The organism is Sinorhizobium chiapasense (genome assembly GCF_045277575.1).
Taxonomy (GTDB): Bacteria; Pseudomonadota; Alphaproteobacteria; order Rhizobiales; family Rhizobiaceae; genus Ensifer; species Ensifer chiapasense_A.
This window is the reverse complement of sequence record NZ_CP144205.1, coordinates 3,635,001-3,647,882: the sequence shown is the minus strand read 5'-3', so window position 1 is coordinate 3,647,882 and position 12,882 is coordinate 3,635,001. Positions and strand designations below refer to the sequence as shown.

The 12,882-nt window shown below is 61.0% G+C and carries 7 protein-coding genes, 1 tRNA gene and 2 rRNA genes (1 of these 10 cut by a window edge); all 10 read right to left on the bottom strand.

What is annotated here, in order from left to right:
• Entirely contained in the window at positions 1-972 is a 972-nt protein-coding gene (locus tag QM996_RS17455; protein ID WP_500268504.1) for an ABC transporter permease, read from the bottom strand.
• Between the two features lie 4 nt (positions 973-976).
• The gene (locus QM996_RS17450) at positions 977-2,110 is read right to left on the bottom strand and encodes an ABC transporter permease (protein ID WP_500268503.1); all 1,134 of its coding nucleotides are present in this window, start codon (positions 2,108-2,110) and stop codon (positions 977-979) included.
• A complete protein-coding gene (locus QM996_RS17445; RefSeq protein ID WP_500268502.1) occupies positions 2,107-3,642 on the bottom strand; it encodes an ABC transporter ATP-binding protein in 1,536 nt (511 codons plus the stop codon). Before QM996_RS17445 ends, QM996_RS17450 begins: the two co-directional genes overlap by 4 nt.
• A gap of 280 nt (positions 3,643-3,922) precedes the next feature.
• Entirely contained in the window at positions 3,923-6,217 is a 2,295-nt protein-coding gene (locus tag QM996_RS17440; protein ID WP_500268501.1) for a heavy metal translocating P-type ATPase, read from the bottom strand.
• A gap of 95 nt (positions 6,218-6,312) precedes the next feature.
• Positions 6,313-7,719, bottom strand: a complete 1,407-nt coding sequence (locus QM996_RS17435; protein ID WP_500270347.1) for a coniferyl aldehyde dehydrogenase — start codon at positions 7,717-7,719, stop codon at positions 6,313-6,315.
• A gap of 2 nt (positions 7,720-7,721) precedes the next feature.
• Positions 7,722-8,423 carry a lysoplasmalogenase gene (locus QM996_RS17430; protein ID WP_500268500.1) on the bottom strand — a complete coding sequence of 234 codons (702 nt, stop codon included), beginning with the start codon at positions 8,421-8,423 and terminating at the stop codon, positions 7,722-7,724.
• A 277-nt stretch (positions 8,424-8,700) separates the two neighbouring features.
• A complete protein-coding gene (locus QM996_RS17425; RefSeq protein ID WP_500268499.1) occupies positions 8,701-10,026 on the bottom strand; it encodes an MFS transporter in 1,326 nt (441 codons plus the stop codon).
• A gap of 331 nt (positions 10,027-10,357) precedes the next feature.
• Positions 10,358-10,434 (bottom strand) — tRNA-Met (locus tag QM996_RS17420).
• A 187-nt stretch (positions 10,435-10,621) separates the two neighbouring features.
• Positions 10,622-10,736, bottom strand: a 5S ribosomal RNA gene (gene rrf, locus QM996_RS17415).
• Positions 10,737-10,962: 226 nt separating this feature from the next.
• A 23S ribosomal RNA gene (locus QM996_RS17410) occupies positions 10,963-12,882 on the bottom strand; it runs 877 nt beyond the window's last position.

Sequence of the window (12,882 nt, the reverse complement as noted above, 5' to 3'; positions counted from 1 at the left end):
CTAGCGCTCCTTGACATAGGGGACGCCGCCAGCCTTCGGCGGGATTGCCTTGCCGATAAATCCGGCCAGCAGGATCACAGTGAGGATATAGGGCAGCGCCTGCATCAACTGCACCGGCACCTGGCCGATCAGCGGCAGCGGATTGCCCTGGAGACGGATCGCCAGCGCATCGAGGAAGCCGAAGAGCAGGCAAGCCAGCATGATGTTGAACGGCCGCCATTTGGCGAAGATCAGAGCTGCAAGCGCGATGTAGCCCTTGCCGGCGGTCATCCCCTTGACGAAGCCGGCGGTCATTGCCAGTGACAGATAGGCGCCAGCAAAACCGCAAAGGATGCCGCAGCAGATGACGGCGCGATACCGCAGCCAGAGAACCGAGATGCCAGCCGTATCGACCGCGCCCGGGTTTTCGCCGACTGCGCGCAAGCGGAGGCCGAAGCGGGTGCGGTAGAGGATCCACCAGCTGATCGGCACCATGGCGAAGGCGACATAGGTCAGGAGGAAATGCCCGGAGAGCAGGTCCGAATAGATCGGGCCCAGGATCGGGATCTCCCTGACGCTGTCGGCAAAGGGAAACTTGATCGTCTGGAAGCGGGAGCCCTCGGCAAGCGCCGGGGTGCGGCCGCCCTGGCGGAACCAGGCTTCGCCGAGAATGACGGTCGAACCGGCCACGATGAAGTTGATCGCGACACCGGAGACGATCTGGTTGCCGCGCTGGGTGATCGAGGCGTAGCCATGCACCAGCGACAAGGCAATCGAGATCAGAATGGCCGCCAGCAAGCCCATCCAGACGGACTGGGTGACGGCGGCGACAGCGCCGGCCGCAAAGGCCGCGCCGAGCATCTTGCCTTCGAGGCCGATGTCGAAGACGCCGGCGCGTTCGGTGAAGAGCCCGGCAAGCGCTGCAAAGATCAGCGGAACGGAAACGCGGATGGTGGACTCGAGGAGCACCACGATGACGTGGAAGAAATCCATGGCTTCAAGCTCCCTTGGTCTGTGCCACGACGGCCGCACGGCGGCTCTGCATCGCGAACAGCCGGGTGATCGCCGGCCGGAACATGTTTTCGAGTGCGCCGGCAAAGAGAATGACCAGGCCTTGGATGATGACGATCATGTCACGGGAAATCGACGGCATTTCGAAGGAAATCTCGGCTCCACCCTGATAGAGCATGCCGAAGAGGACGGCGGCCGGGATGATGCCGGCCGGATGCGAGCGGCCCATCAATGCCACGGCGATGCCGACGAAGCCTGCCCCTTGGACGAAATCGAGCTGCATGCGCGCCTGTTCGCCCATGATCGGGTTCAGCGCCATCATGCCCGCGAGACCGCCCGAGATCATCATGGTGATCACGGTTATGCGGCTTTCGCTCATGCCGGCGTAGCGCGCTGCCGAGGGGCTGTGGCCCATGGTGCGCATTTCATAGCCGAGCTTGGTGCGCCAGATCAGGAGCCAGACGCAGAAGGCCGCGACCAGCGCCAGCAGGAACGAGACGTTGAACGGCGCCGTCCCGACATCCAGCCCGAAGATCGCGAGCAGCCAGTCCAGCTTCGGCAATTGCCCGCCTTCAGCGAACGTCCGCGTTTGCGGCGCCATCGAACCGAGCGGCTTCAAGACGCGCGTCAACAGATAGACCATCAGACTCGACGCGATGAAGTTGAACATGATCGTGGTGATGACGATATGGCTGCCGCGCTTGGCCTGTAGCCAACCGGGAAGGAATGCCCAGGCCGCGCCGAAGAAAGCCGAACCGAGGATCGCCAGCGGGAAGACGACGTACCAGGGCATCGTCTGGTCAAGCCAGAGGCAGGCGAGTGCGACACCGATGCCGCCGACATAGGCCTGGCCCTCGCCGCCGATGTTGAAGAGGCCGGCATGGAAGGCGACGGCGACCGCAAGGCCGGTGAAGATGAAGGTCGTCGCATAGTAGAGCGTAAAGCCGAGATATTCGCCGCGGCCGAAGGCGCCGTTGATCAGGTGATAGGCGGCTTCCAGCGGATTTTCGCCGACGAGCAGCACGACGAGGCCGGCAACGAGGAAGGCGACCGCGAGATTGATCAGCGGGATGAGGCCATATTCGACCCAGCCCGGGAGCTTTGCATAAGGGGTGCTCATTCTGCGGCCTCCTTGCGGCCTTCGACACCGGCCATCAGCAGGCCGAGTTCGCCCTCGGTGGCATCCGGATCGCGCTCGCCAACGACGCGGCCGGCGAACATGACCAGGATACGGTCCGAAAGCGCGCGGATTTCATCGAGTTCGACGGATACCAGGAGGACAGCCTTGCCCTGGTCGCGCATCTCGATGATCCGCCTGTGGATGAATTCGATCGCGCCGACGTCGACGCCGCGGGTCGGCTGGCCGATGATCAGCACATCGGGTCCGCGCTCCATCTCGCGCGCCAGCACAATCTTCTGCTGGTTGCCGCCGGAGAAATTCGCGGTTTTCAGCCGCGCGTTCGGCGGGCGGATGTCGTATTCGGCAATGCGCTTCTCGGCATCCTTGCGGATCGCATCGATGTTCAGGAAGACGCCGTTGAGATACCGCTCGTCATGATGGTAGCCGAGGATGGCGTTTTCGCACTCCTCGAACTTCAGCACCAGACCGACATGGTGGCGATCTTCGGGCACATGGGCGAGGCCGCGATCGCGCAGATCCGCCGGGTCGGCATGGCCGGTGACGTCGATCGGCTTGCCATTCAGGTGCACGGAGCCGGAAACGGCGCGACGAATGCCGGCGATCGCCTCGAGCAGCTCCGACTGGCCGTTACCGGCGACGCCGGCGATGCCGACAATCTCGCCAGCCCGGAGATTGAACGAAACGTTGTCGACCATGGTGACGCCGCGGCCATCCTTGACGGTCAGCCCCTCGACTGCGAGCTTGACCTCGCCGGGCTTCGCCTCGCCCTTCTCGACGCGCAGCAATACGCGCCGCCCGACCATGAGCTCGGCGAGTTCTTCCACCGAGGTCTCGGCCGTGGTCCGCGTCGCCACCATCTCGCCGCGGCGCATGACCGACACTTCGTCGGTGATCGCCATGATCTCACGCAGCTTGTGGGTGATGAGGATGATCGTCTTTCCCTGGCTCTTCAGCTGTTCGAGAACGCGGAAGAGGTGGTCGGCCTCGGCCGGCGTCAGCACACCGGTCGGCTCGTCGAGGATCAGGATATCGGCACGGCGATAGAGCGCCTTCAGGATTTCGACGCGCTGCTGCAAACCGACCGGCAATTCCTCGATGAGCGCATCCGGATTGACCTCGAGCGCGTATTCGCGCTCCAGCCGCTTCAGTTCGACGCGCGCCTTGGCGATGCCCTTGTTGAGGATCTGGCTATCCTCGGCGCCGAGCATGACGTTTTCCAGCACCGTGAAATTCTCGACCAGCATGAAGTGCTGGTGGACCATGCCGATGCCGGCGGCGATCGCCGCATTCGGGTCGCGGATGGCGACGGGCTTGCCGTCGACGAGGATTTCACCGCTATCGGCCTGGTAGAAGCCGTAGAGGATCGACATCAGGGTCGATTTTCCCGCACCGTTTTCGCCAATGATGCCGTGGATCGTCCCTTTGCGGACCTTTAGATTGATGTTCTTGTTGGCGTGGACCGGGCCGAAACTCTTGTCGATCCCACGCAGTTCGATGGCAATATTGTCCATATTGGCCTTACGATCCCCAAACTGGCCCGCTTCGGCATTCTTCCCAGAAACCGTGCCGGCGATTTTTTTACCATTTGGTCTAAGTTTATCATCGATTTTTCGAGGCGAAAGCCCTCAATCGTGATCTCCTTATACTCTCATCAGATCGCTGGTCAGAGTCCAGCGTGAATATACACAGGCACTTGGACGCGAAAAACCGGCGACAACGGGTGCCGCCGGCCCTCTTTTGATATTTCCCCTGTCGTTACCGCAAACATGCTTTTGGGGACTTTTAGGTCGTTCAAGCGGCTCGCACGGGCCGAAGCAGCCGCAGCGCGTTCATGGTGACGAGCACCGTGGCGCCGGTGTCGGCCAGGATGGCAGGCCAGAGACCGGTGACGCCAATGATCGTCGTCACCAGGAAGACCGCCTTCAGGCCCAGCGCGATCGTGATGTTCTCAACGATGTTGCGCATCGTCGAGCGGGAAAGCCGGATCATCGCCGCCACGTCGCCGACCCGGCCATGCAGCACGGCTGCATCCGCCGTTTCCAGCGCGACGTCCGTGCCGCCCCCCATGGCAATGCCGATATCGGCGGCAGCCAGCGCCGGCGCGTCGTTGATACCGTCGCCGATCTTGGCGACGTTGAAGCCTTCGGCCTTCAGTTCACGAATGATGCGTTGCTTGTCCTCCGGCAGCAGTTCGGCCCGAACGTCCATGCCGAACTGACGGCCGATCGCCTCCGCCGTGCGCCGGTTGTCGCCGGTCAGCATGACGACGCGGAGGCCGGCATCGGTCAACGCCTTCACTCCGGCGGCCGCGTCCGGGCGGGGCTCGTCGCGCATGGCGATAACGCCGGCAATCACGCCACCGGCGACCAGCACCGAGACCGTCTTGCCTTCATCGTTGAGGGCTGCGACGCGCGCCTTCTCTTCGGCGGTCATCGGGGCCCGCTCGACGGCGGCCTTGGGCGAGCCGAAGAACAGCGCAATGCCATCGACGGTCCCTTCAAGCCCCTTGCCGCCGACCGCATTCACGGTCGCGATATTGGGCATAACAAGGCCATCGGCCGTGCTTCGCTCCAGGATGGCGCGGGCGAGCGGATGGCTCGATCCCTGCTCCAGCGCAGCCGCCAGACGCAGAACCTCCTTCTCCGACCGGCCGAAGCCGAGGATGTCCGTTACTTTCGGCTTGCCTTCGGTGAGGGTCCCGGTCTTGTCGAAGGCGGCGGCGGTTATCTTGCCAACGTTTTCCAGCACCGCGCCGCCCTTCATCAGCAGCCCGCGCCGGGCGCCCGCCGATAGGCTGGCGGCGATTGCGGCCGGTGTCGAGATCACCAGCGCACAGGGGCAACCGATCAGCAGGATGGCGAGGCCCTTGTAGATCCACTCATCCCAGGAGCCACCCCAGAGAAGCGGCGGCAGCACGGTGACAAGCGCCGCGACCACGACGACACTTGGCGTATAATAACGCGAGAAACGATCGATGAAGCGCTCGGTCGGCGCCTTGCTTTCCTGCGCTTCCTCCACCAGGCGGACGATACGTGCAATGGTGTTGTCGGCCGCGGCGGCCGTTACCCGGACGCGCAGCGCACCGGAACCATTGACGGTGCCTGCAACGACGGTGTCATTCACTTCCTTGCGCACCGGCGTGCTCTCGCCGGTCACCGGCGCCTCGTCGACGGCGCTTTCACCGGAAAGCACCACGCCATCGGCTGGAATGCGGTCGCCGGGGCGCACGAGAATAACGGCGCCGACGGCGAGCGTCTCGGCAGGAACTTCGTCAAGCCGGCCATCGCGCTCGACGAAGGCGGATTTCGGAACGAGCGCCGTCAGCGACTGGATGCTGGCGCGCGCCTTCCCCGCCGCCACGCCCTCCAGAAGCTCACCGATCAGGAAAAGCAGCACGACCATGGCGGCTTCTTCGGTCGCGCCGATGAAAACCGCGCCGACGGCAGCGATGGTCATCAGCATCTCGATCGAGAACGGCGTACCCATGGTGGCAGCCGCAATGGCGCGGCGCGCGATCGGCAGCAGGCCGACGAGCATGGCCAGGGTGAAGATCCAGGGTTCGGTGACCGGGGCCAGCTTGCCGACAGCATAGGCGGCGATCATCGCCAAGCCGCTGGCGATCGTCAGCTTACCCTTGCCCGATTTCCACCAGGGACCACTGGTCGGGCCATGGTCGTGGCCATGAAGCTCCATGGCCGTCGCCGCGGCGTTTTCACCCTTCGATCCGGCGCGCTCCTCATGATGATGATCGTGTTGGTGGTGATGCTCATGGTCGTGGGCATGATGGTGACCATGATCGCCGTGGTCATGGTCATGGCCGGAGCACACATGCGCCGCTTTCCGTTCCAGCGTCTGGCCGGCGTTGATCGGGTGCAAGCGATAACCGAGCTTTCCGACCTTGCTCACGATCGACGTTGCAAGATCGTTCTCGTCGGCGAATTTTACCGACATCGTGCCAGCCGACACGGAAACCGAGACCTCCTCGACGCCCGACAGCCTGCGCACTGCCGTGTCGATCTTGGTCGCGCAGGACGCGCAATCCATGCCTTCGACGCGATAACGGGCTTCCCGAATAGTGCTCGCCATAACCTGCTCCTTGCAAATCCTGAAGCAAGGCTACGACCTCTAGCAACTAGAGCTACAAGTCGAAATTGCAGTGTGGATGCAGATTTTTTAAGCAGCTATCGCGACAGGAAACGGATGACCCAGGCGGCGATGCCCCGATAGGGCGGCTTCACCAGGTCGCTCGGCGCCGGGTCATATTTTCTCAAGATCGGCATCGCCTTGGAGAAGGTCAGGAATCCGTCGCGGCCGTGGTAGTGGCCCATGCCGCTGGCACCGACGCCGCCGAAGGGCAGATCGTTGCAGCCGAACTGGTAGAGCGTGTCGTTGACGCAGACGCCGCCTGCGACGACACGCGAGAGAATGACTTCGATTTCGGCCTCGCTGCGGCTAAAGCAATAGAGCGCCAGCGGGCGATCGTGACCAAGCACACAGCCGATCGCGTTCTCGATCGAGGCGTAGCTGATCACCGGCAGGATTGGCCCGAAGATTTCTTCGCCCATCACAGCGCTGTCGCGATCCGGGTCAATGACGAGCGTCGGCGGGAGAAGGCGCGGCCTAGCCCGTTGCATCCCATCGAGAAGTGGAACCACCTCATGGCCGCGCGCCGCAGCATCGGCAATCAGGCGCTGCAGGCGCTCGTACTGTGCGGCATTGATGATAGACGTATAATCGTCGAGCTTTCGCTTTGCAGGATAACGCGCCGCAACTTCCTGTCTCAGCAGAGCTACGAAGGCATCGCGCCGGCTCTCATGAACGAGGACGTAGTCGGGCGCGATACAGGTCTGGCCGGCATTGAAGAATTTACCGGTTACGACACGCGCGGCGGCCTTCGCGAGGTCGGCCGTCTCTCCGATGATCGCCGGCGACTTGCCGCCGAGCTCCAGGGTTACCGGCGTCAGGTTCTGCGCGGCCGCCGCCATCACCTTGCGCCCAACGGCGGTCGAGCCGGTGAAGAAAAGATGATCGAACGGCAGGGCCGAGAAGGCAGCGGAGAGCTCGAGGCCGCCAATCGCGACCGCCACCCGCTCTTCCGGAAACACTTCGGCAAGCAGCGATCGCAGAAACTCGGCCGTGTGCGGCGTATGCTCCGAGGGCTTCAGGTAAACGTGATTGCCGGCGGCGATTGCCGCCACGAGAGGGGCAAGCGCCAGGTTGACCGGGTAGTTCCACGGCGAGATGATGCCGACGACACCGAGCGGCACGAAGCGCACTTCCGCCTTGGCCGGCCAGAGCTTCCATCCTGCCTTGCGCCTCTCCGGCCGGACCCAGTGCTTGAGCTTCGCCAATGTGTGGTCGATCTCGGAAAGCACCACGCCGCCTTCGCCAAGCAACGACTCATGCCGGGCCCGATGGCCGAAATCCGCGTCGATCGCATTGCACATCTCGTCAATACGGGTGCGCAGGCGGTTCCTGAGCCGGCTCAGATCCTCGCGGCGCTGCCCGAGGGGCGGGCGCCCCTCCAGCCATGCCCGCCGCAAGCGGTCGAAGGTGGCGGCGAGATCCGAAGGGGTATCAGGTGTGATTGTCATCGAATTTCTGTCGAGCGAGCGAAGAACCACTGCGCCGCATAATAGGTGGCGAGCACCCAAAGGGCATTGAAGGGAATGTCCCAGCGGAAGCGGCCATAGGCGAGTACCGTGTCGCTGACCAGAAACAACAGGCCACCGATCGCGGCCTGGCGGGCGCCACTTTCCTGCGGCGTTGCCGAAAGCTGCCGGGCGCGGGAGACGGCCTGGGCAGCCATCGCACCAAGTGCCAGTGCGTAAATGATGACCGGAATTCGCATCGCCGATGGCAGCGACGTCCACAAACCGCCGACGACGAGAAGCGCAATCACGGCGAAGAAGCCAAACACTCCAGGATAGGCGGCTAATCTGGCGTCGCGGGTGAGCGCAAAGATATAGGCGCAATGGGTCAGCAGAAAACAGACGAGGCCTGCGAGAAAATAATCGCTCGGCAACATGAGAAAGACATCGCCGGCGGCAGCAAAGGCGAGACCGATCACGATCGCCATGGCATAGGCGCTGGACGATCGGCGAGCGTTGCGCAGGACAGCGACGAGCAGCAACAGCGTTGCCGTCGGTTTCGTCAGGTAGTGCAACCAGCGCCAGGCGGAACCGTCAGTTCCGGCGAGCAGGCTGCCGAGGATCGCCAAGGCGGCACACACGAAAAACAGCATATGGAAAGAGCGATTGCGCTCTACGCTTGGAGTCTCCCGGTAGTTCATCCTCGTTCCCCCGTCATCAGCTGCATCCGGCTTTGCCGCCGGCCGCTGATTTGCCCTTGCATCGATAGTTTCGATTTTTTCGGGATTGTCCAGTTGGGGGTGCTGCTCGAGTCTTCTAACTTCAGGTTAGATCGACCTGACGCCCGATCCCCATTGCAGCTTCAAATATTGGCGGAGCACAAGGCCCGCGGACTTTTGTCGCGCGAGCTTTGTGGCTTGCTGCGGAGCAGCGACGTTCGGACCGGACCCAGCAGTTCCGGCCGCGCGCGTGCACTGCTTATCCGGCTTTCGGCTCGATCGGTTGCCATATGCTGACCTGGCGAGTCTCGGGCATAAGCATGAGCGCGAGCACGAAGCACACGGCAGGGACGATGATCGGATAGAGCAACGCGTAGCCGACGCTGCCGGTCGCCGCGAAGGCGGCCGACGTCACGAACGGCACCAATCCGCCGCCCCAGCCGTTGCCGATGTGATAAGGCACCGATACCGACGTGTAGCGTATCCTGCCGGGGAAGTATTCTGCCAGGAACGCGCCGACCGGTCCATAAACCATCCCGACATAGCAGACGAGGATGAAGATGATGAAGATCGCCGCCGGATAGTTGATGTTGTCGGGCTGTGTGACCGTTCCGAGCCACAAATAGAGCGGATAATAGGTCAGCGCAGCGAGCAACATGCCGCCCAGGATCACCGGCTTGCGACCGATGATATCGGACAGCCAGCCAAAGAAGATCAGGCTCGGCGCTGCGAGGAGCAAGGCTGCGCCGACGATGTAGGACGAGTTCAGCGCGTCGACCTTGGACACCTGCTGCAGGAAGTACAGTGCCCAGAATTGGCCGCTGTACCAGACCACGCCTTGGCCGATCAGCACGATGGTCGCGATCCCCACGTATTTCACGTTGGAACTCAGGAAGGCTTCCCGCCAAGGATTTCGCGTCATCTGCCCCTTGGCCTTGATCTCCGCGAAGATCGGCGTCTCCTGGAGCTGTAGCCGGATGTAGATTGCGATGGCCACCAACAGGAACGACACCAGGAACGGCACGCGCCAGGCCCAGGCGTCGAAGGCCTCATTGCCGAAGTAGGTGCGCGTCGCGATGATCACGGCCAGCGACACGACGATCCCGAGGGTGGGGGATGTCTGCAGCCAGCCGGTATAGTAGCCACGGCGTTCATCGGGCACATGCTCGGCGACATAGGTGATTGCGCCGCCATACTCGCCGCCAAGGCAAAGCCCCTGGATCATCCGCAAGCCGAAGAGAAGGAAAGCAGCGGTGAGGCCGATCGCCTCATAGGTCGGGATCAGGCCGATTGCGCCTGTGCCCAAACCCATGCCACTCAAGGTAATGAGGAAGGTATATTTGCGGCCGACACGGTCACCCATCCAGCCAAACAAAAACGCCCCCAAGGGGCGAATCAGGAAACCGGCCGTGAAGAGGGCAATCGTGCTGAGCAATGCTGCGACTGGGTGCGATTCTTCGAAAAACTTGACCGACAGAACTGCGGCCAAGCTACCGAAAATATAGAAGTCGTACCATTCGATGATGTTTCCCACCGACGCAGCAACGATGACGCGGCGGAAATCGGTCGGGACTTGGATAGCCATGTCTTTTCCTTCCGTTTCAACACATGGCCTGTCCGTAAATATTTTAGCACGAAAATAGTACGAATGAAAAAACTTTGCGCGAGCGACAGAAGATCTCGCAAGCTATGGTTTGCCCGGAAAACCCGACTTTGCAGCACACGGAACCATCATCACAAAGCGCGGCGGGGCATCGACGACCTTGCTTACGCTGTGCGCGCGGACGTGAACGCGCTTGCTGGCGCCGGGCGGGCGTTGTCCTCTCGCGTTTCGGCGCGGTTTTGTTTGTTGTCGTCTGGTGTTCTTGAGACGCAAAAGCCGCCCTGGAGGGCGGCTTTATGGATGTATTGTGGTTTGGTTGCGGGGGCAGGATTTGAACCTGCGGCCTTCAGGTTATGAGCCTGACGAGCTACCGGGCTGCTCCACCCCGCGTTACCCGGGTTTTGCCGAAGGCAAAATCCCGTTTATCCGGTCCGGGTTTTGCGTGAGCAAAATCCCGTTAGTTTCTGTGATCGTACAGACTCAAAAAGGCCGCTTGTTGGCAGCCCTTTGTTTCGGCAGGGCCGAAGGAGAAGAGAAGGTTGATCTTTGTTTCGGTTGTTTATCTTGCGTTTTGCAGACCTGGCAGCGACCTACTCTCCCGCGTCTTAAGACGAAGTACCATCGGCGCTGGGGCGTTTCACGGCCGTGTTCGGAATGGGAACGGGTGCAGCCACCCCGCCAGAACCACCAGGTCGGCAAAGCGCAAGATTTGCGCCCGAAGGGCGCAAACCGAATGAGAAGCTGGTGAGATGGGAGGCCATCTCTTTGATTTGAACACGTCTTGCGTCTTATCCGGATAATTCCAGCAGCCGGCAGAGCCGAGCCGCCGGAAGTCCGGCGCGCCGTCCGCAGCGCCTTTGGCGCGTGAGGACGTATATAGCATCATCAAACTTCGTTTGATGAGCATGAGCAATGGGAACGATCAAGCCGATCGAACGATTAGTACTGGTAAGCTTCATGCGTTGCCGCACTTCCACACCCAGCCTATCAACGTGGTCGTCTTCCACGGTTCTCAAGGGAATACTCGTTTTCAGGTTGGTTTCCCGCTTAGATGCCTTCAGCGGTTATCCATTCCATATATAGCTACCCTGCTATGCCCTTGGCAGGACAACAGGTCCACCAGAGATATGTCCATCCCGGTCCTCTCGTACTAGGGACAGATCCTGTCAATATTCCTACACCCACGGCAGATAGGGACCGAACTGTCTCACGACGTTCTGAACCCAGCTCACGTACCGCTTTAATTGGCGAACAGCCAAACCCTTGGGACCTGCTCCAGCCCCAGGATGCGATGAGCCGACATCGAGGTGCCAAACAACCCCGTCGATATGGACTCTTGGGGGTCATCAGCCTGTTATCCCCGGCGTACCTTTTATCCGTTGAGCGATGGCCCTTCCACGCGGGACCACCGGATCACTATGACCGACTTTCGTCTCTGCTCGACTTGTCAGTCTCGCAGTCAGGCGGGCTTATGCCATTGCACTCGACGAGCGATTTCCGACCGCTCTGAGCCCACCATCGCGCGCCTCCGTTACTCTTTCGGAGGCGACCGCCCCAGTCAAACTACCCACCATACACTGTCCCGGATCCGGATGACGGACCGCGGTTAGACATCCATGACGATAAGGGTGGTATTTCAAGGATGGCTCCACAAGAACTGGCGTCCCTGCTTCAAAGCCTACCACCTATCCTACACATGCCGACACGAATGCCAGTGTAAAGCTATAGTAAAGGTGCACGGGGTCTTTCCGTCTGACCGCAGGAACCCCGCATCTTCACGGGGAATTCAATTTCACTGAGTCTATGCTGGAGACAGCGGGGAAGTCGTTACGCCATTCGTGCAGGTCGGAACTTACCCGACAAGGAATTTCGCTACCTTAGGACCGTTATAGTTACGGCCGCCGTTTACTGGGGCTTCGATTCAGAGCTTGCACCCCTCCTCTTAACCTTCCAGCACCGGGCAGGCGTCAGACCCTATACGTCGTCTTGCGACTTCGCAGAGCCCTGTGTTTTTGATAAACAGTCGCTACCCCCTGGTCTGTGCCACCCCAAAAGACTTGCGTCCATTGGGGTCACGCTTCTTCCGAAGTTACGCGTGCAATTTGCCGAGTTCCTTCAGCATAGTTCTCTCAAGCGCCTTGGTATACTCTACCTGACCACCTGTGTCGGTTTCGGGTACGGTCTATAATGATGGAGCTATTTCCTGGAACCGCGTCCCCGCCCGGACAATCCAATAAGTCCAGACAAGTTAAGCGATCCGTCACTACCACCAGGCCCACGAATATTAACGTGGTTCCCATCGACTACGCGTGTCCGCCTCGTCTTAGGGGCCGGCTAACCCTGCTCAGATTAACTTTAAGCAGGAACCCTTGGTCTTTCGGCGAGAGGGTCTCTCACCCTCTTTATCGTTACTCATGTCAACATTCGCACTTCCGATACCTCCAGGACCCCTCACGGGTATCCCTTCGCAGGCTTACGGAACGCTCCGCTACCACTCCTCAAAGAGGAATCCTCAGCTTCGGTGCATGGCTTTAGCCCCGTTACATTTTCGGCGCAAAGACCCTTATTTAGACCAGTGAGCTGTTACGCTTTCTTTAAATGATGGCTGCTTCTAAGCCAACATCCTGGTTGTTTTGGGATCCTCACATCCTTTCCCACTTAGCCATGACTTGGGGACCTTAGCTGGAGGTCAGGGTTGTTGCCCTTTTCACGACGGACGTTAGCACCCGCCGTGTGTCTGCCGACTAGTACTCCTCGGTATTCGGAGTTTGGTTAGGATCAGTAAGACGGTGAGTCCCCATAGCCCATCCAGTGCTCTACCCCCGAGGGTATTCGGTC